Source organism: Frondihabitans sucicola (assembly GCF_030296615.1).
Lineage (GTDB): Bacteria > Actinomycetota > Actinomycetes > Actinomycetales > Microbacteriaceae > Frondihabitans > Frondihabitans sucicola.
Map to the genome: position 1 here is coordinate 2,650,614 of NZ_AP027732.1, position 21,795 is coordinate 2,672,408.

At 66.6% G+C, this 21,795-nt stretch carries 12 protein-coding genes and 5 pseudogenes; 1 reads left to right on the top strand and 16 read right to left on the bottom strand.

Annotated elements, in window-relative coordinates; all coding sequences use genetic code 11:
* Window positions 1–40: 40 nt before the first annotated feature.
* The 13 genes and pseudogenes from gap to polA all read right to left on the bottom strand — a co-directional run bounded on the left by gap (window position 41) and on the right by polA (window position 19,462).
* A pseudogene (gene gap, locus QUE79_RS13695) lies at window positions 41–1,044 on the bottom strand (type I glyceraldehyde-3-phosphate dehydrogenase).
* A gap of 134 nt (window positions 1,045–1,178) precedes the next feature.
* The gene (locus QUE79_RS13700; RefSeq protein ID WP_286343591.1) at window positions 1,179–1,802 is read right to left on the bottom strand and encodes a superoxide dismutase; all 624 of its coding nucleotides are present in this window, start codon (window positions 1,800–1,802) and stop codon (window positions 1,179–1,181) included.
* A gap of 160 nt (window positions 1,803–1,962) precedes the next feature.
* Window positions 1,963–2,943, bottom strand: coding sequence for a DNA-binding protein WhiA (gene whiA, locus QUE79_RS13705; RefSeq protein WP_286343592.1), 981 nt, complete (start codon window positions 2,941–2,943; stop codon window positions 1,963–1,965).
* 105 nt (window positions 2,944–3,048) lie between these two features.
* Window positions 3,049–3,884, bottom strand: a pseudogene (rapZ, locus tag QUE79_RS13710) (RNase adapter RapZ).
* 86 nt (window positions 3,885–3,970) lie between these two features.
* Entirely contained in the window at window positions 3,971–5,944 is a 1,974-nt protein-coding gene (uvrC, locus tag QUE79_RS13715; protein ID WP_286343593.1) for an excinuclease ABC subunit UvrC, read from the bottom strand.
* A 19-nt stretch (window positions 5,945–5,963) separates the two neighbouring features.
* Window positions 5,964–8,952: pseudogene (uvrA, locus tag QUE79_RS13720) on the bottom strand (excinuclease ABC subunit UvrA).
* A 66-nt stretch (window positions 8,953–9,018) separates the two neighbouring features.
* Window positions 9,019–9,933, bottom strand: coding sequence for an SDR family NAD(P)-dependent oxidoreductase (locus tag QUE79_RS13725; protein WP_286343594.1), 915 nt, complete (start codon window positions 9,931–9,933; stop codon window positions 9,019–9,021).
* Entirely contained in the window at window positions 9,923–11,989 is a 2,067-nt protein-coding gene (gene uvrB, locus QUE79_RS13730) for an excinuclease ABC subunit UvrB (protein WP_286343595.1), read from the bottom strand. The genes QUE79_RS13725 and uvrB overlap by 11 nt, the downstream gene beginning before the upstream one ends.
* A gap of 109 nt (window positions 11,990–12,098) precedes the next feature.
* On the bottom strand, window positions 12,099–12,719 hold the full coding sequence (gene coaE / locus QUE79_RS13735; RefSeq protein ID WP_286343596.1) for a dephospho-CoA kinase: 621 nt from the start codon (window positions 12,717–12,719) through the stop codon (window positions 12,099–12,101).
* Between the two features lie 279 nt (window positions 12,720–12,998).
* A complete protein-coding gene (gene rpsA, locus QUE79_RS13740; protein ID WP_286343597.1) occupies window positions 12,999–14,453 on the bottom strand; it encodes a 30S ribosomal protein S1 in 1,455 nt (484 codons plus the stop codon).
* 192 nt (window positions 14,454–14,645) lie between these two features.
* Window positions 14,646–16,349 (bottom strand): DUF885 domain-containing protein, encoded by a 1,704-nt coding sequence (locus tag QUE79_RS13745; protein ID WP_286343598.1) that lies wholly within the window; start codon window positions 16,347–16,349, stop codon window positions 14,646–14,648.
* A gap of 34 nt (window positions 16,350–16,383) precedes the next feature.
* Window positions 16,384–16,695 carry a PTS sugar transporter subunit IIBC family protein gene (locus QUE79_RS13750; protein WP_286343599.1) on the bottom strand — a complete coding sequence of 104 codons (312 nt, stop codon included), beginning with the start codon at window positions 16,693–16,695 and terminating at the stop codon, window positions 16,384–16,386.
* Between the two features lie 90 nt (window positions 16,696–16,785).
* Window positions 16,786–19,462, bottom strand: a pseudogene (gene polA / locus QUE79_RS13755) (DNA polymerase I).
* A gap of 160 nt (window positions 19,463–19,622) precedes the next feature.
* Here polA and QUE79_RS13760 point away from each other — a divergent pair.
* Window positions 19,623–19,967, top strand: coding sequence for a PaaI family thioesterase (locus QUE79_RS13760; RefSeq protein ID WP_286346724.1), 345 nt, complete (start codon window positions 19,623–19,625; stop codon window positions 19,965–19,967).
* 9 nt (window positions 19,968–19,976) lie between these two features.
* Here QUE79_RS13760 and QUE79_RS13765 read toward each other — a convergent pair whose 3' ends face one another.
* The 3 genes and pseudogenes from QUE79_RS13765 to QUE79_RS13775 all read right to left on the bottom strand — a co-directional run bounded on the left by QUE79_RS13765 (window position 19,977) and on the right by QUE79_RS13775 (window position 21,770).
* Window positions 19,977–20,291 carry an alpha/beta fold hydrolase gene (locus QUE79_RS13765; protein ID WP_286343600.1) on the bottom strand — a complete coding sequence of 105 codons (315 nt, stop codon included), beginning with the start codon at window positions 20,289–20,291 and terminating at the stop codon, window positions 19,977–19,979.
* An 89-nt stretch (window positions 20,292–20,380) separates the two neighbouring features.
* Window positions 20,381–21,106 carry an epoxide hydrolase family protein gene (locus QUE79_RS13770; RefSeq protein WP_286343601.1) on the bottom strand — a complete coding sequence of 242 codons (726 nt, stop codon included), beginning with the start codon at window positions 21,104–21,106 and terminating at the stop codon, window positions 20,381–20,383.
* A gap of 59 nt (window positions 21,107–21,165) precedes the next feature.
* Window positions 21,166–21,770, bottom strand: a pseudogene (locus QUE79_RS13775) (ANTAR domain-containing response regulator).
* Window positions 21,771–21,795 lie beyond the last annotated feature (25 nt).

Sequence of the window (21,795 nt, forward strand, 5' to 3'; positions counted from 1 at the left end):
CGGTTCGTGCGGCGGGTGCTGAGCCTGTCGTCGGGCGGCGCTAGAGCTTCGCGGCCACGTACTCGGCGAGGTCGACGAGGCGGTTCGAGTAGCCCCACTCGTTGTCGTACCACGACGTGATCTTGACGAGGTTGCCGATCACCTTGGTGAGACCGGAGTCGTAGATCGACGAGTGCGGGTCGCTGCGGATGTCGCTCGAGACCAGCGGGTCTTCGGAGTACAGCAGGATGCCCTTGAGGTCGCCCTCGGCAGCAGCCTTGTAGGCGGCGTTGATCTGGTCGACCGTGACGGGCGTCGAGGTCTCGAGCGTCACATCGGTGATCGAACCGGTCGGCACCGGCACGCGCAGCGCGTAGCCGTCGAGCTTGCCGGCGAGCTCCGGGATGACGAGGCCGATGGCCTTGGCGGCACCGGTCGAGGTGGGCACGATGTTGAGCGCGGCGGCGCGAGCACGACGCGGGTCTTTGTGCGGGCCGTCTTGGAGGTTCTGGTCGGCCGTGTAGGCGTGCACCGTCGTCATGAGGCCGCGCTCGACGCCGAAGTTGTCGAGGAAGACCTTCATCAGCGGGGCGAGGCTGTTGGTCGTGCAGGACGCGTTCGACAGGATGTGGTGATTGGCGGGATCGTAGGTGCCCTCGTTGACACCGAGGACGATCGTCGCGTCGTCACCGGTGGCCGGAGCCGAGATGATGACCTTCTTGGCTCCCGCGTCGATGTGCTTCTGCGCGTCGGAGGCCTTCGTGAAGAAACCGGTCGACTCGATGACGATCTCGACGCCGAGCTCGCCCCAGGGCAGGTTCGCGGGGTCGCGCTCTTCGAAGACGCGGATCGCCTTGCCGTTGACGACGATGTTGTCGCCGTCGAGCTCGACGGTGGCGTCGAGGCGGCCGGTGATCGAGTCGAATTTGAGCAGGTTGGCGAGAGTCGCGTTGTCGGTCAGATCGTTGACCGCGACGATCTCAAGGTCACTTCCTTCGCGAGGGCGGCCCGGAAGTAGTTGCGGCCGATGCGGCCGAAGCCGTTGATTCCGATCTTGACGCTCAATGGATCTCCAGTTTTTCAGGCGCCTTGCGGCGCTCGTTCGTGTGGCTTGGTGCTCCTCCGAGAGCGCTGGGTGCGGTCTCGGTTCGGCGCGGATGAAGCGAGCTTTTGGCCCCTACGACAGTAGCGCAGGAGGCCTAGAAGACGAGGAGGCCGCCGGTCTTCGACGTGGCCGCCGTGTAGCGGGCCTGGACGTTCTCCCAGTTGGCGATGTTCCAGAACGCCTTGATGTAGTCGGCGCGGACGTTCTTGTAGTCGAGGTAGTACGCGTGCTCCCACACGTCGAGCATCAGCAGAGGCACGAGGCCGAACGGGACATTGCCCTGCTGGTCGAACAGCTGGAAGATGCTCAGCTTCTCGCCGAGGATGTCGTACGCCAGGACGGCCCAGCCGGAGCCCTGGACGCCGAGTCCGACCGCGGTGAAGTGAGCGACGAACTTGTCGAACGATCCGAACTGGTCGTCGATGACTGCGGCGAGCTCGCCGGTGGGCTTGTCGCCGCCGTCGGGGCTGAGGTTGGTCCAGAAGATGGAGTGGTTGACGTGGCCGCCGAGGTTGAACGCGAGGTCTTTCTCGAGTTTGTTCACGTTCGCCAGGTTGCCCGTCTCGCGCGCTTCGGCGAGAGCTGCGACGGCGGTGTTCGCGCCGGTGACGTAGGTCTGGTGGTGCTTGGAGTGGTGCAGCTCCATGATCTGGCCCGAGATGCTCGGTGCGAGTGCCGAGTAGTCGTAGGGCAGGTCGGGAAGAGTGTATTCAGCCACGTTTTTCTCCTAGCTCAGAGGTCTCGAGCGCCGCGAAGGGGCTCGGATGGACGATTGTCAGTGTAGTGACGACTCAGCCGACGCGGATCGCTCGTTTCACGAACGCTCAGCAAACCCAGGGGGCCGTCGACCTGAATCGTCGGGCAGGATCGAGCCTCGGTCAGTCGAGGTCGAGGTCGGCGGGCAGGTTCGCCTCCGTGCCGGGAACCCCGGTGTCGGCGGCCTTCTTGTCGGCCATCGCGAGGAGCCTGCGGATCCTGCCTGCGACGGCGTCTTTCGTCATGGGAGGGTCGGCGTGGTGGCCCAGCTCGTCGAGGCTGGCGTCGCGGTGCGCCAGGCGCAGCTCGCCGGCATACCGCAGGTGGTCGGGGATGTCGTCGCCCAGGATCTCCATCGCACGGTCGACCCGAGCGCACGCGGCGACGGCGGCCTGCGCCGAACGCCGCAGATTGGCGTCGTCGAAGTTGACCAGGCGGTTCGCGGTCGCCCGGACCTCGCGGCGCTGGCGCAGCTCTTCCCAGTCGCTCACGCTCTTGGTGGCGCCCATCTGCGTGAGCATGGCGCTGATCGCTTCTCCGTCGCGGATGACGACGCGGTGCACTCCGCGCACTTCGCGGGCCTTAGCGGCGATACCGAGACGACCGGCGGCTCCGACGAGGGCCATGGCGGCCTCGTTGCCTGGGCAGACGACCTCGAGAGCCGCCGAACGACCAGGATCGGTGAGGCTGCCCTGAGCCAGGAAGGCGCCGCGCCAGATGGCGGCGAGGTCGTCGCGCGAGCCGGTGGTGAGCCGGTTGGGAAGGCCGCGGACCGGGCGTCGCCTGGCGTCCATCAGCCCGGTCTGCCGGGCGAGGGTCTCGCCGGCCTCATGGACGCGGACGAGGTAGTGGCTGGTGCGGCGCAGGCCGGTGGCGGCGATGACCGAGACGTCGCTGCGGGCACCGTAGAGCTCTGCGAGGTCTTTCCGGACCCGTCGCGCGAGGAGAGCGCTGTCGAGTTCTGCCTCGACCGCGATCCTGCCCGAGATCACGTGCAGCCCGCCCGCGAATCGAAGAACCGTCGCCACTTCGGCGGCCCGGACGGTGGTCTTCGAGACCTCCACGCGGGCGAGTTCTTCTTTGACGTCGGCAGTCTGAGCCAAGACGGAATCCTTACGTTGTTCGGGATGGAGCGTGGTGCTACCGAGCTGGTGGGGCACGGGCTCGGGGCGGTGGACGCTGGTGTGCGTACCGCCCCTTCGGGAGTGCTACTCGCGGCCGAGGTCGCGATGTTTGACGCTGACGGCCACCCCGGGGAGCCCACGCAAGTGTGCGGCCAATTCGCCGACGAGGGTCACCGATCGGTGTTTTCCGCCCGTGCAGCCAATGGCGATCGTAGCGTGTCTCTTGTTCTCACGCTGATATCCGGCCATGACCGGCTCGAGGGCGGCGCCGAAAGCGGTGATGAACTCGCTGGCCCCCGGCTGCTGCATGACGAAGTCGCTGACGGGCTGGTCGAGGCCGTTCTGCAACCGGAGCTCGGGGATCCAGAAGGGATTGGGGAGAAAGCGCGCGTCACCCACCATGTCGGCGTCGGCGGGCAGACCGTACTTGAAGCCGAAGCTGAGGACGGTGACCTGGACGCCCGCCGTCTCGGGGGCCGAGAACTTCTCGATGATCGACGTCGCGAGCTGGTGGATGTTGAGCTCGGACGTGTCGATGATGATGTCGCTGGACTCACGCAGCTCTTCCATTCGGCTTCGCTCGGCGAGGATGCCGTCGAGCAGGGTGCCGTCGCCCTGCAGCGGATGAGGCCGTCTCACCTGCTCGAAGCGCCTCACGAGGGCGGCGTCGGTGGCGTCGAGGAACAGGACGCGGACCTTCGTCGGCATGGACTCCTGGAGAGCTCTGACGGCCTCCTGTGCCTCGGAGAACAGTCGGCCGCCGCGGACGTCGACGACGGCCGCGATCTTCGGAAGGAGTCGCCCGCGCGCTCGGCGAGATCGATGAGCGGCCTCAGCATCTGCGCCGGCAGGTTGTCGACGACGTACCAGCCGAGGTCTTCGAGCGCGTTGCCGACAGTCGAACGTCCTGCTCCCGACATGCCGGTGACGATCAGGACGTCTTGTTGTTCGGATACGTCACTCACGGACACGAGCCCTTCCGGTTGCCATCGAGATCGCGCCAATCCTATCCGTCGCCGCTCGTCGGCTCGTCGCTCAGAGCGTCGCCCGCGGCATCGTCGTCGGATTCTGCGGCGGTGCCGCCGTCGGATTCTGCAGCGGTGCCGAGCGCTGTCACGATGCTGCCCGCGAGCGTCGGACCGATGCCCTTGACCTCGGCGATGTCCTTCGCGGTGGCCTTCTTGAGTCGGGCCACCGATCCGAAGTGCTTGAGCAGGATCGCGACGCGCGTGGCGCCCAGCCCCGGGATCTCGGCGAGCTGGGTGGCGATGTCGCGTTTTCGGCGCTGGCGCTGGAACGTGATGGCGAACCGGTGCGCTTCGTCGCGAATGCGCTGGATGAGGAACAGGGCGTCGCTGTTGCGGGGCAGGATCACCGGGAAGTCGTCGTCGGGCAGCCAGATCTCTTCGAGTCGCTTCGCGATGCCGGCGAGCTGAATGCCGGTCACGCCGAGATCGTCCATGGCGCGCTGGGCCGCGGCGACCTGCGGCTGGCCGCCGTCGACGATGAGGAGGTTGGGTCGGTACGCGAAGCGCTTGCGCTGCTCCCCCACTTCTTCGACGGGTGCGAGCTCGTCGTCGAGCCGGGCCAGTCGCCTGGTGAGCGTCTGGTAGATGGATTCGGTGTCGTCGGTGGACGTGGGAATGCTGAACCGGCGGTACTGGTCTTTGCGGGGGAGGCCATCTTCGAAGACGACCATAGAGGCCACGATGTTGGTGCCCTGCAGGTGCGAGACGTCGTAGCACTCCATTCGCAAAGGAGCGTCGTGCATGCCGAGGGCTTCTTGGATGTCGGCGAGAGCGGTAGACCGAGTGGCGAAGTCGGCGCTCCGTTTGGTCTTGTAGAGCATCAGCGACTGGGCGGCGTTGAGAGTCGCCGTCTGCATCAGGTTCGCCTTGTCACCGCGCTGGGGCGTGTGGAGCTGAACCCGGCCGCGCACGCGACCGTCGCTGCTGCTGCCGGATCGGAGCTCGGACAGCCAGGTCTCGAGGGCCTCGGCGTCGTCGGGCAGCGTCGGCACCACGATCTCTCGAGGCAGTTCGCCACCCTTGCTGTACACGTCTTGAAGCGCCTGCTCGACGATGTCACCGGTGGAGATGTCGATCTCCTTGTCGAGGACCCAGCCGCGGGCTCCTCGGACACGACCGCCACGGACCGTGAAGAGTTGGACGGCTGCGGCCAGCTCGTCTTCGGAGACGGCGAAGAGATCGAGGTCGACGGAATCGCGCAGCACCACGGCGGATTTCTCGAGGACGGCCTCGAGCGCCCCCACCTGGTCGCGGTACTTCGCGGCGTCCTCGTAGCGGAACTCTTCGGCTGCCACCTTCATGAGCCGCTGACGCTCGGCGATGACCTTGCGGTCGTAGCTGCCCATGAACCGGACGAACTCGTCGACGATCTTGCGGTGCTCCTCGATCGTGACACGACCGGAGCAGGGGCCTCCGCAGCGGCCGATCTGACCCGGGAAGCAGGGCTTTCCCGTCTGCATCGCCTTCTTGTAGCTGGAGTCGGAGCAGGTGCGGATCGGGAAGACCTTGATCATCAGATCGATGGTGTCGTGGACCGCCCAGATCTTCGGGAACGGGCCGAAGTACTTCGCTCCCTTGATCTTCGTGTTGCGCGAGACCATCACCCGCGGCGCCTCGTCGGCGAGCGTGATCGCCATGAACGGGTAGGTCTTGTCGTCGCGGAATTTGACGTTGAACGGTGGATCGAACTCCTTGATCCAGGTGTACTCGAGCTGCAGCGCCTCGATGTCGGTGCCCACGACGGTCCACTCGACGCTGCGAGCGGTCAAGACCATGCGACGGGTGCGCTCGTGAAGGGAGGGCAGCGGGGCGAAGTAGTTGCTGAGACGCTGGCGCAGGTTCTTCGCCTTGCCGACGTAGAGCACCCGACCGCGCTCGTCGCGCCATCGGTACACGCCGGGCCGGGTCGGGATGTCGCTCGCCTTCGGGCGCCACGAAACGGTGTTGCTCATCGGTGCTCTGGCTCGTTCTCTACCGTGCCAAGGCCTTCGCACGCGGCTTCCGGGCCTTGGCCGGCGCGGGGATCTCGGCGCGCGGCATGGAGAGGATCTCGGCGAGGAACCGGCCGGTGTGACTCTCCGGGACCTTGGCGAGCTGCTCGGGGGTTCCGATGGCGAGCACGCGCCCTCCCCGGCACCGCCCTCCGGACCCATGTCGATGAGCCAGTCGGCGGACTTGATCACGTCGAGGTTGTGCTCGATGGTGATCACCGTGTTGCCCTTCTCCACCAGGCCGTTCAGGACCAGGAGGAGCTTGCGCACGTCTTCGAAGTGCAGACCCGTGGTGGGCTCGTCGAGCACGTAGACGCTCCGCCCGTTGGATCGCTTCTGCAGTTCCGTGGCGAGCTTGACACGCTGCGCCTCTCCCCCGAGAGCGTCGTCGCGCTCTGCCCGAGGCGGACGTAACCGAGCCCGACGTCGACCAGCGTGCTCATGAACCGGGAGATCGCGCTGATCGGCGCGAAGAACTCGGCCGCCTCGCTGATCGGCATGTCGAGCACCTCGGAGATGTTCTTGCCCTTGTAGTGCACCTGAAGGGTGTCGCGGTTGTAGCGAGCGCCGCCGCAGACCTCACAGGCCACGTACACGTCGGGAAGGAAGTTCATCTCGATCTTGATGGTGCCGTCGCCCGCGCAGTTCTCGCAGCGACCGCCCTTGACGTTGAAGCTGAATCGGCCCGGCAGGTAGCCGCGAGCCTTCGCCTCGACCGTCTCGGCGAAGAGATTGCGGATGCGGTCGAAGACGCCGGTGTAGGTGGCCGGGTTCGAGCGCGGTGTCCGCCCGATGGGGGCCTGGTCGACATGAACGACCTTGTCGAGGTTCTCGAGGCCGGTGACGCGGGTGTGCTTGCCGGGGATCTGGCGAGCGCCGTTGAGCTGGTTGGCCATGACCTTGTAGAGGATGTCGTTGACAAGCGACGACTTGCCGGACCCGGAGACTCCGGTGACGGCCACGAAGGTGCCGAGGGGGAAGTCGACCGTCACGTTGTCGAGGTTGTTGGCTCGCGCGCCGACGACCGAGATCATGCGGCTCTTGTCGATCTTGCGGCGCTTCTTCGGCGTCTCGATCGAGCGGCGCCCGGCGAGGTAGTCGCCGGTGAAGGACGAGGTGTTGGCCAGGAGCTCCTCGTAGCCGCCCGAGTGGACTACGCGGCCCCCGTTGACTCCGGCGCCAGGACCGATGTCGACGATCCAGTCGGCCGTGCGGATGGTGTCTTCGTCGTGTTCGACGACGATGAGCGTGTTGCCGAGGTTCTTCAGTTTGACGAGGGTGTCGATCAGGCGGCGGTTGTCGCGCTGGTGGAGCCCGATCGATGGCTCGTCGAGTACGTACAGGACACCCGTCAGACCGGATCCGATCTGCGTGGCGAGCCGGATCCGCTGAGCCTCGCCGCCCGAGAGGGAACCGGCCGATCGCGCCAGCGAGAGGTAGTTGAGGCCGACCTCGAGGAGGAACTCGAGACGCACCCGGATCTCGCGAAGGACCTGCGCGGCGATCCTGGCCTCTCGGACCGAGAGGTCGACGGTGTTCATGAAGGAGAAAGCGTCGGAGAGGCTCAGCTCGGACACGTCGGCGATGCTGTGCCCGGCGACGAGAACGGCGAGGACCTCCGGCTTGAGGCGCTTGCCCTTGCACACGACGCACGGGATCTCGCGCAGATAGGACGCATAGCGTTGACGCTGGGTGTCGGACTCGGCCTCGGCGTACTTGCGCTCGATGTAGGGCATGACGCCTTCGAAGCCCGTGGTGTACTTCATCTCGCGGCCGAAGCGGTTGCGATAGCGCACGGTGACCTCGAAGTCGTTCCCTTCGAGTACCGCTCGTCGCACCTCGGGGCTGAGGTCTTTCCAGGGAGTCTTGAGCGTGAAGTCGAGGTCGCTCGCGAGACCTTCGAGCAGCTTCTGGAAGTAGTTGTAGAGGCCCTTGCCGGAGTTGGTCCAGGGCAGGATGACGCCCTCGGCGAGACTGAGCTCGTCGTCGCCGAGAAGGAGGTCGGAGTCGACGGACATCTTGGTGCCGAGGCCGGAGCACTCGGGGCAGGCGCCGAACGGCGCGTTGAACGAGAAGGTGCGCGGCTCGATCTCGGTGAGCTGGAGCGGGTGGTTGTTCGGGCAGGAGAGCTTCTCGGAGAACGTGCGGAAGGCCCCGGGCCCGGTCTCGTCGACGAAGTTGATCGTCACGAGGCCGTCCGTGAGGCGCAGCGCCGTCTCGAGCGAGTCGGTGAGTCGAGACAGGAGATCGTCGGACGCGACCAGCCGGTCGATGACGACCGAGATGTCGTGCTTGATCTGCTTCTTCAGCACGGGTGGCGAGCTGAGCTGGATCGCCTCGCCATCCACGATCGCCCGCGAGTAGCCGGACGACGCGAGTTCTTTGAAGAGGTCGACGAATTCGCCCTTCTTCTGCGACACCACCGGGCTGAGCACCTGGTAGCGCCGGCCGGTCTCGAGAGTCATCAACTGATCGGCGATCTGCTGGACGGTCTGCTTGCTGATCTTCTCGCCGCAGATGGGGCAGTGCGGCACCCCGATGCGCGCCCAGAGAAGTCGCATGTAGTCGTAGATCTCGGTGATCGTGCCGACGGTCGACCGCGGGTTGCGGTTGGTCGACTTCTGATCGATCGAGACCGCGGGGCTGAGCCCCTCGATGAAGTCGACGTCGGGGCGGTCGACCTGCCCGAGGAACTGGCGGGCGTAGGCCGAGAGCGACTCGACGTAGCGGCGCTGACCCTCGGCGAAGATCGTGTCGAACGCCAGAGAGGACTTGCCCGATCCGCTCAGGCCCGTGAAAACGACGAGGGAATCGCGCGGGATCTCGATGTCGACGTTCTGCAGGTTGTGCACGCGGGCACCGCGGACGCTGAGCTTCGACACGTCACCCGGGTCGGACACGCTGGCGTGCAGCAGCTCGGCCGGATCGGAGGAAGCGGGGTTGGCGGGTGAAATCGACACTCTGTCCATTCTAGGGAGGAGAAATGCGGTGGGTCTGGGCGGCGCTGGCTCGTGGTCGCGAGACACGCGCCGGATTTACTCGAGCACGGGCTGCAGGCGGGTGAGGCGGGCGGAGAGGTTCCAGAGGCGAGCCGCAGCCTTGCGGTTGCTGGCGTGTTTCTTGGCCTTGACGAGCGCCGGCGCACCGGTGAGTTGGAACCAGCCGTCGGGGCCCCAGTATTCCCCGCCCTGGACGTCAGCGCCCACGGCCGCATAGCTCAGAGGTCGGGCCCCCTGGTCTTTGCCCTGGCACACGGTGCGCATGAGCCCGACGATCGGGGCCGGAAGCCACCGCCTGGTGACGATGCCAGGCCGCTTCTCGGTGAGATTCTCGAGAGCGAAGCCGGGGTGCGCCACCACGCTGCGGACGGATGATCCGGCTGCCCGGAGCCGTCGGTCGAGTTCGAAGCCGAAGGTCATCACGGCGAGCTTCGAGCGCGAGTACGCCGTGTAGCTGCGATACCGACTCACCAGCATGGGATCGTCGAGGTCGAGCCTCGCCCAGCGGTGGCTGATGCTGCCGAGGTGGACGATCCTGCCTGCTTCGGCCTGGGTCAGGGCGGGAAGGAGGTGCGCTATCAACGCGAAGTGGCCCAGATGGTTCGTGCCGAACTGCAGCTCGAAGCCGTCGGCGGTCGTCTGCCGCTTCTTCGAGCCGACCACGCCGGCGTTGGCCACAAGGGTGTCGACCGGGCCGCCCGCGATGATGCGAGCTGCTGCGGCTCGGATCGACGACAGGTCGGCAAGGTCGGTGACCACGATCTCGAGGTCGGCGTCGGGGATGCGCCTCCGCATGCTCTCTGCCGCGCGCGAGGCCCGACCCTCGTCTCGGCAGGCGAGCACGACGCGTGCGCCGGTCGCGGCGACCTGTTCGGCGACGAAGTAGCCGAGACCGGCATTCGCGCCGGTGACCACCACTCGCGGCCTGAGCGGTGTGCGCTCAGCGGACATGGCCTGCGGCTTCCATTCCGCGAAGGTCTTTCTTCAGCTCGGCGACCTCGTCTCGCAGCCGACCCGCGAGCTCGAACTTGAGCTCGGCCGCCGCTTGCAGCATCTGGTCGTTGAGGTCGGCGATGATCGACTCGATGCTGCCCGCGGCGCTGGCCGCCTTGCCTTCTCGGCGGAGATCGGGTGTGGGCGCCCGCTTCGAGCCCTGACGACCGGCCAGGAGTTCGGCCGTGTCGGCACCCTCGCGGGCGAGGACCTCGGTGATGTCGGCGATCTTCTTGCGCAGCGGGGTGGGATCGATGCCGTGCTCGAGGTTGTAGGCGACCTGTTTCTCGCGCCGGCGGTCGGTCTCTTCGAGTGCCTGCTTCATCGAGTCGGTCATCTTGTCGGCGTACATGTGCACCTCGCCCGAGACGTTGCGGGCGGCACGCCCGATGGTCTGGATGAGGGACGTCGACGACCTCAGGAAACCTTCTTTGTCGGCGTCGAGGATGGCGACCAGCGACACCTCGGGCAGATCGAGACCCTCGCGAAGCAGGTTGATGCCGACCAGCACGTCGTAGACACCCTGCCTCAGCTCGGTCAGGAGCTCGACGCGCCGCAGCGTGTCGACGTCGGAGTGCAGGTAGCGCACGCGCACGCCGGCTTCGGTGAGGAAGTCGGTCAGCTCTTCGGCCATCTTCTTGGTGAGCGTCGTGACGAGCACACGCTCGTCGCGATCGACACGCAGGTTGATCTCTTCGAGGAGATCGTCGATCTGACCTTCGGACGGCTTGACGACGATCGCCGGGTCGATGAGGCCCGTCGGGCGGATGATCTGCTCGACGACGCTGTCGGTGATGCCGAGTTCGTACTTGCCCGGAGTCGCCGAGAGGTAGATCTTCTGCCCGACGCGGTCGAGGAATTCTTCGAACTTGAGCGGCCGGTTGTCGAGGGCGCTCGGCAGACGGAAACCGTGGTCGACCAAGGTGCGCTTGCGCGAGGCATCGCCCTCGTACATGGCCCCGATCTGCGGCACCGTGACGTGGGACTCGTCGATCACGACCAGGAAGTCGTCGGGGAAGTAGTCGAGCAGACAGTGGGGCGCCTCGCCTGGCGCTCGGCCGTCGATGTGCGCCGAGTAGTTCTCGATGCCGTTGCAGAAGCCGATCTGCTCCATCATCTCGAGGTCGAAGGTGGTGCGCATGCGCAGCCGCTGCGACTCGAGGAGCTTGCCCTGTTTGTCGAGTTCTTCGAGGCGTACGGCCAGCTCTTCTTTGATGGTGCCGATCGCGCGGTGCATGACGTCGGTGCCGGCGACGTAATGCGAGCCGGGGAAGATCGAGACGGCGTCCATGCTGCGCACCACGTCGCCCGTCAGCGGGTGGAGGTAGTAGAGGGCCTCGATCTCGTCGCCGAACATCTCGATTCGGACAGCGAGCTCTTCGTACATCGGGATGATCTCGATGGTGTCGCCGCGAACGCGGAAGTTGCCTCGCGAGAAGTCGATGTCATTGCGCTGATACTGCATGGCGACGAAGCGCCGGACGAGCTGGTCGCGCGGGATCTGCATGCCGACCTGGAGAGCGATCATCGCCTCCATGTAGCCCTCAGGGGTGCCGAGGCCGTAGATGCACGAGACCGTCGAGACAACGACGACGTCGCGGCGGCTCAGCAGAGAGTTGGTCGTCGAGTGCCGCAGGCGCTCGACCTCGGCGTTGATCGAGGAGTCTTTCTCGATGAAGGTGTCTGTCTGAGGCACGTACGCCTCGGGCTGGTAGTAGTCGTAATACGAGACGAAGTACTCGACCGCGTTGTTGGGGAAGAGCTCGCGGAACTCGTTCGCCAGTTGAGCCGCGAGGGTCTTGTTGTGAGCCAGAACCAGAGTGGGACGGTTGACCGCCTCGACGAGCCAGGCGGTGGTCGCCGACTTGCCGGTACCGGTGGCGCCGAGGAGCACCACGTCGGTTTCGCCCGCGTTGACACGGCCGGCGAGTTCAGCGATGGCGGCAGGCTGATCGCCGCTCGGCTGGTACTCGCTGACCACTTCGAAGGGGCGGACGCTGCGAGTCGGTTCCATAGAACAAGTCTACGAGTGACCACTGACACTGGGCCGACCGCGGGGCGGCGCCGGGGCTGCTGGCAGCGAACAGGGCGGGCGGGATCCTGCGCCCTGGAGGTTTTCGGCGTCAGCCGGCCGCCTTGGCGGCTGCCAACGCGACCAGGCGCTTGTAGAGGGCGTCGGTCTGCTTGATGGTCGACTCGAGGCTGGCGGACGAGTCGATGACGTCGTCGGCCACGGCGAGACGTTCGTCGTCGCTGGCCTGGGCGTCGATCCGGCGGACCGCGTCGACTTCGTCCATGCCGCGAAGGGTCACCATCCGGGCCACGCGCATGCCGCGCGGGGCGTGCACCACGACGACGCGGTCGAACTCGCCGGCGCCACGGGACTCGACGAGGAGCGGGACGTCGTACACGACGACACGCGCAGGATCGGAGGCGGTCGCCTCGGTCATGCGCTCGTGGCTCAATTCGCGGACGGCGGGATGCGTGATCGCCTCGAGGTCTTTTCGGGCCGACGGGTCGGAGAAGACGACGGCCCCGAGGGCCGGCCGGTCGAGGCTCCCGTCGGGAAGCAGGATCGCCTCGCCGAAGCGCTCGACGATGGCCGCCAACCCCGGGGTGCCGGGGCCGACCACCTCGCGGGCGAGCTGGTCGGCGTCGATGTGCGCGGCGCCCTTCTCGGCCAGCCGCGAAGCGACGATCGTCTTGCCTGCCGCGATCCCGCCGGTCAACCCCACTACGAACACGGCTCCACCCTAGCGCGCGACCTCTGCGACACGTGTGGTCCGCCGCCCCCTGCGCCTGGCCCCCGTCGCCGCCCGGGTCTTTCGGCCGCCCGAAATCGAAGGGGAATTTCGGTGCGCGGCGAAAATGAGGCGGATCGAAAGGGTGCCGAGGGAAAATCCCCTTCGATTTCGGGAGGACGGGAGGACGGGAGGGAGGGAGGGACGCAAAGGAGGGCGGGGTAACGCCGCAACGGCGGCCACCCCGAAGGGCGACCGCCGTTGCGGATGGAACCGGTGTGACTAGTTGTTGTTCGACAGCTTCTCGCGGAGAGCAGCGAGCGACTCGTCGTCGGCGAGGGTGCCGGCGCCAGAGGCGGCCTCGGTGTTCGAGAACGAGGAGCCCGACGGAACGTCGAACGCCGTGGCCTCTTCGACGAGCGAAGCGGCGACCTGCTTCTTGTGAGCCTCCCAGCGAGCCTGGGCGGCAGCGTAGTCCTGCTCCCACTTCTCGCGCTGGGACTCGAAGCCCTCGCGCCACTCGTTCGTCTCCGGGTCGAAGCCCTCGGGGTACTTGTAGTTGCCCTGGTCGTCGTACTCGGTGAGCATGCCGTAGAGCGCCGGGTCGAACTCGGTGCCCTCGGGGTCGACGCCCTCGTTGGCCTGCTTGAGGCTCAGCGAGATGCGGCGACGCTCGAGGTCGATGTCGATGACCTTGACGAACACCTCGTCGCCGACCGACACGACCTGCTCGGCGAGCTCGACGTGCTTGGCGGACAGCTCGGAGATGTGGACGAGGCCCTCGATGCCGTCGGCGACGCGAACGAACGCACCGAACGGGACCAGCTTCGTGACCTTGCCGGGCGCGACCTGACCGATGGCGTGCGTGCGGGCGAAGACCTGCCACGGGTCTTCCTGGGTTGCCTTGAGCGAAAGCGACACGCGCTCGCGCTCGAGGTCGACCTCGAGGATCTCGACCGTGACTTCCTGGCCCACCTCGACGACCTCGGAGGCGTGCTCGATGTGCTTCCAGGAGAGCTCGGAGACGTGGACGAGGCCGTCGACGCCGCCCAGGTCGACGAACGCACCGAAGTTGACGATCGACGACACGACGCCCTTGCGGACCTGGCCCTTGTGGAGGTTGTTGAGGAACGACGTGCGGCTCTCGGACTGCGTCTGCTCGAGGAGAGCGCGACGCGAGAGGACGACGTTGTTGCGGTTCTTGTCGAGCTCGAGGATCTTGGCCTCGATCTCCTGGCCCAGGTAGGGCGTGAGGTCGCGGACACGACGCAGCTCGATGAGCGAGGCGGGAAGGAAGCCGCGGAGCCCGATGTCGACGATGAGGCCACCCTTGACGACCTCGATGACCGTACCGGTGACGACGCCGTCGGCGTCTTTGATCTTCTCGACGTCGCCCCAGGCACGCTCGTACTGAGCGCGCTTCTTGGACAGGATGAGACGGCCTTCTTTGTCTTCCTTCTGGAGGACGAGGGCCTCGACCGTGTCGCCGACGTTGACGACCTCGGTGGGGTCGACGTCGTGCTTGATCGAAAGTTCGCGCGAGGGGATGACACCCTCGGTCTTGTACCCGACGTCGAGGAGGACCTCGTCGCGGTCGATCTTGACGACGGTGCCCTCGATGAGGTCTCCGTCGTTGAAGAACTTGAGAGTCTTTTCGACCGCGGCAAGGAAGTCTTCAGCAGATCCGATGTCGTTGACGGCGACCTGCTTGGGTGCCTTGGTCGTTACGATTGTCATGTAGTGGTTGCTCCAGCTGGGCATTTCTCGGGCCACAACCCCTGCCGCCCGCGAATGAGATCGTGGGTGGAGTTTCGTGGGGATGCGGCAAAGCGGATAGTTCGACGCAGTTTGCGCCAAGCAATTCTAACGGTACGAAGCTGGTGCGATCAACCCGCGATCATGCCCCGCCCCAGCGCCGCACAAGCATCGTCAGGCGAGGAGAGCCCGGCGGAGAGTGTCGAGGCCGACTCCTCCGAGTGCCAGCGCCTCGGAATGGAACCGGCGGACGTCGAACGACTCGCCATCGCGGCGAGCCCTTTCGGCCCGCAGGTCTTCCCAGATCCGCTGTCCGACCTTGTAGGACGGAGCTTGCCCGGGCCAGCCGAGGTAGCGGTCGACCTCGAACCGGATGAACGATTCGTCCATGTTGACGTTGTCGGTCATATAAGCGAAGGCCTTCTCGTAATCCCAGAGGCCGCCGGCCGGCACCGAGGCGCAGCCGGGGAATTCTTTACCCAGGTGGACGCCGATGTCGATCACCACGCGGGCGGCTCGCATTCGCTGGCCGTCGAGCATCCCGAGGCGGTCGCCCGGGTCTTCGAGGTATCCGAGCTCGTCCATCAGGCGTTCCGCGTACAGCGCCCAGCCTTCGGCGTGGCCGGACGTGCCGGCGAGGGAGCGCCGGTAGGTGTTGAGCGTCGCCCGGTTGTAGACGGCCTGGCCGAGTTGGAGGTGATGCCCCGGTACGCCCTCGTGGTAGACCGTGGTCGTCTCGCGCCAGGTGGTGAAGCGGGTCACGCCGAGCGGAACCGACCACCACATGCGACCCGGCCGGGCGAAATCGTCGCTCGGTGCCGTGTAGTAGATACCGCCGTCGTGAGTCGGGGCGATCATGCACTCGAGAGTGCGGATGGACTCGGGGATGTCGAAGTGGGTGGCGCCGAGCTCGGCCACGGCGCGATCGCTCAGGGCCTGCATCCAGCGCCGGAGAGCCTCAGGACCGTCGAGCTGGCGAGCAGGATCGGCGTCGAGCAACTCGATGGCGCGGGCGACGGTCGCGCCCTCTTCGATCTGCCCGGCGATGGCCTCCTGCTCGGCGGCCATCCGTGCGACCTCGTCGAGGCCCCACGCGTAGGTCTCGTCGGGGTCGACGGTGGCGCCGAGGAAACGGCGCGAGTGGAGCGCGTACGCCTCGCGCCCGACCGCGTCGTCGACGACGGCCGCAGCCAGCAATTCGCCTCGCAGGAAGGCTTCGAGCCCCAGGTAGGCCTCGCGCGACGCCGCGGAGTTCGTGCGGAGCCTGGTCAGGAGGTCGGCCGACAGCTCGTCACCCGAACCGGGTGCCGGATCGGCGACGAGTTCGGCGAAGAACCCCTCCGGCCCGGCGTTTCTGGCGCACTGCTCGGCGACGGCCGACACCTGGCGTTTGGCCGGGACGACGCCGCGTTCGATACCGAGCCGCAGCGTGCTGATGTAGCCGTCGATGGCCGCCGGGAGGTTGCCGAGTCGCGAGGCGATGTCGGCCCAGTCGTCTTCGGTCTCGGTCGGCATCAGGTCGAAGACGTCGCGCAGACCCTGCGCTGGCGACGCGATCACGTTCAGGTCGCGGAGGTGGAGCTGCTGCGCGTCGTACTCGAGGTCGAGGGCGAGTGACGACTCGAGGTCGTCTTTGGTGACCTGGTCGACCGAGTCGACCGCTGCGGTGGCGTGCAGTTCTTCGAGCGTGGAAGTAGCTGCGGCCACGTAGGCCGCTTGGCCGGCGGGCGACGTGTCGCCGTACTCGCCGGTTCGCCCCGTGCGACCGAGCCAGGTCGCCCAGAGCGGATCGAGTTCGACGAGCGTGTCGACCCAGCGCTCGGCGATGGCGTCGACGGGAGTGGTCTGGCGGGTGGCGGGGACATCATCGTGACTCATGGGAACGAGCCTATCCACGGCCACCGACACCGGTTCAGACCTCGATGCTGGTGCCGTTCTGGATCGCCTCGACGACGCGTGCCACGGCAGGATCGCCCATGAAGAGCTGGAACGGGATGACCGGCGTTCCTTCGCCGGCGGCCTCTCGAGCGCGGGCCGCGAGATTGTTCTGCGTGACCACCACGTCGGCGTCGGCGGGGATCTCGTGGACAGCGGAGTGCTCGACCGTGACGCCACTGTTCTTGAGCTGCTTCTTGAGCGTGGTGGCGAGCATGATGCTCGAGCCCATGCCCGCGTCGCAGGCGACGATCAGCTTCTTGACGTTGGCTCCGTCGATGGTGACCATGGGGTTCTCCTTCGGTTGCCGTGGTGTCGTCGTTCTCTCACCTGCCATCATGCTCTGCAGCGCCCCGATTGGTCGGGCAGGCGAGCAGGATCAGTGGGCGGCGGCGTCCCAGCTCTCACCCGTGCCGACCGAGACGTCGAGTGGCACCCGCAGATCGGCCGCCGAGCCCATCCGGTGACGCACGATCTCTTCGACCTGATCGATCTCGCCGCGGGCAACCTCGACGATCAGTTCGTCGTGCACCTGCAGGAGGACCCTCGACTGGAGTTCTCGCTCGTCGAGGTCGTGGCGCACACCGAGCATCGCGATCTTCATGATGTCTGCCGCCGACCCCTGGATCGGTGCGTTCAGCGCCGCGCGCTCGGCGTTCTCGCGCAGGACGCGATTGGACGATTTCAGGTCGGCGAACGGGCGGCGACGGCCGAAGATCGTCTCGGTGTAGCCGTCTTCGCGCGCCTGCTCGACGACGTTCCGGAGGTAGTCGCGGACAGCGCCGAAACGGGCGAAGTAGTCGGTCATCAGCTGCTTGGCCTCGGCCGTCTCGATCCGAAGCTGTTTGGACAGCCCGAAGGCGCTCAACCCGTAGGCCAGGCCGTAGGACATCGCCTTGACCTTCGTGCGCATCGTCGGGGAGACCTCGGACGGTTCGACACCGAAGATGCGGGCCCCGACGAAGCGGTGGAGGTCTTCGCCCTCGGTGAACGCGGTGATGAGGCCCTCGTCGCCCGAGAGATGCGCCATGATGCGCATCTCGATCTGCGAGTAGTCGGCCGTGAGGAGCGTCTCGTAGTCGGGCCCGTGCTGGAAGGCGGCGCGGATCTCATGACCGACCTCGGTCTTGACCGGGATGTTCTGCAGGTTCGGGTCGATCGACGAGATGCGGCCGGTGGTCGTGCCGGTCTGGTCGTAGGTCGTGTGGATACGTCCGCCCTCGTCGACCGCCTTGTCGAGGGTCTCGATGATCTGTCGCAGCTTCGTCGCGTCGCGGTGCTTCAGCAGCAGGCCGAGGAACGGGTGCGGATGCTTGTCTTGCAGGTCGGCCAGTGAACCCGCGTCGGTGGAGTAACCGGTCTTCATCGACCGGGTCTTCGGCATGTCGAGCTGCTCGAACAGCACTTCTTGGAGCTGCTTGGGCGACCCGAGGTTGACCTCGCGACCGATCACTTCGAACGCCTCGGCGGCCAGAGTCGCCGCCGTGTCGGCGAGGCGAGCCGACAGCTCGCGGAGGGCCGGACGGTCGGTGGCGACGCCGGTGAGCTCCATGTCGCCGAGGACGGCGACGAGCGGGAGCTCGATATCGCGCAGCACGCCGCGCGACCCTCGTCGAGGAGTGCGTCGAGCTCGTCGGAGACGCGGAGCGCGTACCAGGCCTCGAGAGCTACTCCCCGGCGTCGTCGGCCGGCACGAGCTGGTTGGGATCGGCCTCCGGCATACGCTCGGCCAGGTGCTCGTAGACGAGGTCGCCGAGCGCGAACGAGGTGCGGCCCGGACGGAGCAGCCACGCGGCGATCCGAGGGTCGCCGCGGAGACCGGTGAGGGTGAGCCCGGCGCGCTTGAGCGCCTTGTAGGCACGCTTGGCGTCGTGGACCACTTTGGGAGAGTCGGCGTCGAGCCATTCTTCGAGAGCGACGTAGTCGCCCCGGCCAGCGGCCCAGGGCACGTGCACGGTGTCGCCGGCGGCGGCGATACCGAGGCCGAGGACCGTGTTGTCGGGCCCGTATTCGACCGACAGACCGACCGGCGGCTTGTCGGCCGAGGCGTGCGTGCGGAGCCAGTGGGCCAGCTCTTCGTCGATGAGGGTTCGGACCACCGGGACGGTCGGCCCCGTCGGCGCGCTGGGCTCAGTGCTCGCAGCCGACGTGCCCGTCGCCGCGCCGCCCTCGGCCAGAGCCGTGACGCGGTCGAGCAAGGTTCGGAACTGCAGCCGGTCGAAGACCTCGCGCACGGCGGGGACGTCGATGGGGCGCCGCTCGAGATCGTCGGGGCCCACGGGCAGGTCGACGTCGGTGACGAGGCGATTGAGCTTGCGGTTGCGGACGGCGCGGTCGTACTGCTCGCGGAGTTTGTCGCCGACGACGCCCTTGATCTCGTCGCGGTGCTCGATCACCTCGTCGAGAGAGCCGAACTGCGTGATCCACTTGACGGCTGTCTTCTCGCCGACCTTGTCGACGCCGATGAGGTTGTCGCTCGTCTCGCCGACCAGTGCGGCGATCTCGGGGTACTGGTGGGGTTCGATGCCGTAGCGCTCGAACACCTTGTCGCGGTCGTAGCGGGTCAGGTCGGTGACGCCGCGCGCCGACGGGTAGAGCAGCGTGACGTCGTCGTTGACCATCTGGATCGCGTCGCGGTCGCCGGAGACGACGTAGACGGTGTACCCGGCGGCGGAGCCGCGGGCGGCGAGCGTCGCCAGGATGTCGTCGGCCTCGAAGTCTTCTTTGGTGATGGTGGTGATGCCCATCGCGTGCAGCGCCTCTTCGAGCAGCGGGATCTGCCCCACGAACTCGGGCGGCGTCTCGGAGCGGGTGCCCTTGTACTCGGGGTATTCGCGAGTGCGGAACGAGTAGCGCGAGATGTCGAAAGCGACGGCTAGGTGAGTCGGCTTCTCGTTCTTGAGCAGGTTGAGCAGCATCGAGATGAACCCGTGGATGGCATTCGTGTGCTGCCCTTCACGATTGACGAAACTATCGATCGGAAGGGCGTAGAAGGCCCGGAATGCGAGGGAATGACCGTCGATTACAAGGAGGGTAGGCTTTGCTTCGTCCGACACCCCGTCAGCCTAGCGGCCACCTCCGACACTCGTCCCGGCTCGCACTGCCGACGGCCGATCTTCTGAGAGAACCCCTGTGACTGAGCCGACCTCCCCCTCGTTCAGTGCCGAAGCCCTCGACTTCCTCGATCGCCGAGGGGCAGGTGAACTGGCCGACAAGATGGGCATTGAGATCGTCGAGCTCAGCGCCGAACGAGCCGTCGCGACAATGCCCGTCGAGGGAAATCGGCAGCCGGTCGGGATCTTGCACGGCGGGGCCCACGTTGTCCTGGCGGAATCGCTCGGATCGATGGCCGCGAGCGTTCACGCCGGACCGGGGCGGATCGCCATGGGCATCGAATTGAACGCTTCGCACAGCCGGGCCGCGACTTCGGGAGTCGTCACCGGTACCTGCACCGCCCTTCACCTGGGGCGCACGCTGACGACGCACGAGATCGTGATGACCGATGAGCAGGGCCGTCGACTCTCGACCGTGCGGATCACCAACATCTTGCGCGACGCGTAGTCGTTCCCCTCAGCGGAGGGGCAGGAGGAACGCGCGGAGGTCGTCGGCGAGGAGCTCGGGCTCTTCGTACGGCGCGAAGTGACCGCCACGATCGAAGACCGTGAAGCGCCGGACGTCGTAGGTACGCTCGGCCCAGCTTCGCGGCGCGTGGCCGATGTCGCCCGGGAAGAGCGCGACCGCCGTGGGCACGTCGACGCGGCCGACCTGTGGCGTGATGCCCGCACCCGACTCGTAGTAGGGCCGGAACGACGTCGAGATCGTATTGGTGAACCAGTAGAGCGATGCCTGGGTCAGCAGGAAATCGTCGCCGAAGCGGGACGACACGTCGCCGTTCGAATCGCTCCACGAGCGGTACTTCTCGAGGATCCAGGCGAGGAGGCCGACGGGTGAGTCGCTGAGACCGTAGGACAGGCTCAGCGGTTTGGTGCGCTGCTGGTGGTTGTACGCTCCTCGGCAGCTGACCAGCCCGTCATCGCGTCGAGATAGGCCTGCTCGTCAGCGGTCACGGTCGCAGGATCGAAGGCAGCCGGCTGAGCGACGGCCATCAGGTGGATCCCGGCCAGGGCTTCGGGATGCGCCGAGCCCAGCCGTGACGTGATGCCGGCGCCCAGATCGCCACCGTGCGCCGCGTATCGCTCGAAGCCGAGATGTTCGTGCATCAGCAGATGCCAGAGCTCGTGGGTGTGCACGGGGTCGATCAGCGACGGCTGCTGCGCCGACAGCGTGTAGCCGGGGATGGACGGCACGATGACGGTGAACGAGTCTTCGGGCCGGCCGCCGAACCGTGACGGTGCGGACAGACGCTCGGCGAGCGGAACGAGCTCGAAGAACGTGCTCGGCCAGCCGTTCGTCAGAACGATCGGCAAGCCGCCGGGCGCTTCGGCGTCGAAGCGGAGGTAGTGGAGCGCGGACCCTCCGACATCGGCGACGAACGATGGAAGCGCATTGAGCGCGGCCTCCTGCGCCCGCCAGTCGAAACCGTCCGCCCAGTAGTCGGCGAGTCGATGCAGGATGCCGGGCTCGGTGCCCGCCTCCCAGCCTTCTGTCGGCCACGGCCTCGGCCAGCGCGTGTGGCGCAGGCGGGCCCGGAGGTCGTCGAGGTCGGCGTCGGAGACATCGCAGAGTGCTGGCGTCGTCATGCCATGACCGTAGCGACCAGCACCGACATCGGCCCAGCGTCGACCCGTGGGAGGAAAGACTATTTCTTGACGCTGAGTTGCTCGATGATGGCCTGAGCCACGTCGTGCATGGTGAGACGGCGATCCATCGACGCCTTCTGGATCCAGCGGAAGGCCTCGGGCTCGGTGAGCCCCATCTTCTCGTTGAGCAGACCCTTCGCTCGGTCGACGAGCTTGCGGGTTTCGAACCGCTCGACGAGGTCGGCGACCTCGGCCTCGAGCGTGATGATCTGCGTGTAGCGCGAAAGAGCGATCTCGATCGCGGGGAGCAGATCGTTCGGCGTGAAGGGCTTGACGACGTAGGCCAGAGCGCCCGCCTCGCTGGCTCGCTCGACGAGCTCCTTCTGGCTGAACGCCGTGAGGAGGACGACAGGGGCGATGTGGTTCTTGGACAGCGTCTCAGCCGCGGAGATGCCGTCGAGCTTGGGCATCTTGACGTCCATGATCACGAGATCGGGGCGCAGCTCGGTTGCAAGAGCCACGGCGGTCTCGCCGTCGCCGGCCTCACCGACGACCTCGAAGCCGTTGTCGCGAAGGATCTCGACGATGTCGAGACGGATGAGGACTCATCCTCTGCGACGACGACGCGACGGGGTGCTGCTGGTGTTGCCTCTTGATCACTCACGTGTTTCAGCCTACCGGTCTTTGCT

Coding starts and splice junctions, on each gene's coding strand:
- QUE79_RS13750 (WP_286343599.1), bottom strand. CDS start 16,695: ATGGTCACCATCGACGGAGCCAACGTCAAGAAGCTGATCGTCGCCTGC.
- QUE79_RS13745 (WP_286343598.1), bottom strand. CDS start 16,349: ATGAGTCACGATGATGTCCCCGCCACCCGCCAGACCACTCCCGTCGAC.
- uvrC (WP_286343593.1), bottom strand. CDS start 5,944: ATGAGCAACACCGTTTCGTGGCGCCCGAAGGCGAGCGACATCCCGACC.
- QUE79_RS13770 (WP_286343601.1), bottom strand. CDS start 21,106: ATGACGACGCCAGCACTCTGCGATGTCTCCGACGCCGACCTCGACGAC.
- rpsA (WP_286343597.1), bottom strand. CDS start 14,453: ATGACAATCGTAACGACCAAGGCACCCAAGCAGGTCGCCGTCAACGAC.
- QUE79_RS13760 (WP_286346724.1), top strand. CDS start 19,623: ATGGGCATTGAGATCGTCGAGCTCAGCGCCGAACGAGCCGTCGCGACA.
- QUE79_RS13725 (WP_286343594.1), bottom strand. CDS start 9,933: ATGTCCGCTGAGCGCACACCGCTCAGGCCGCGAGTGGTGGTCACCGGC.
- uvrB (WP_286343595.1), bottom strand. CDS start 11,989: ATGGAACCGACTCGCAGCGTCCGCCCCTTCGAAGTGGTCAGCGAGTAC.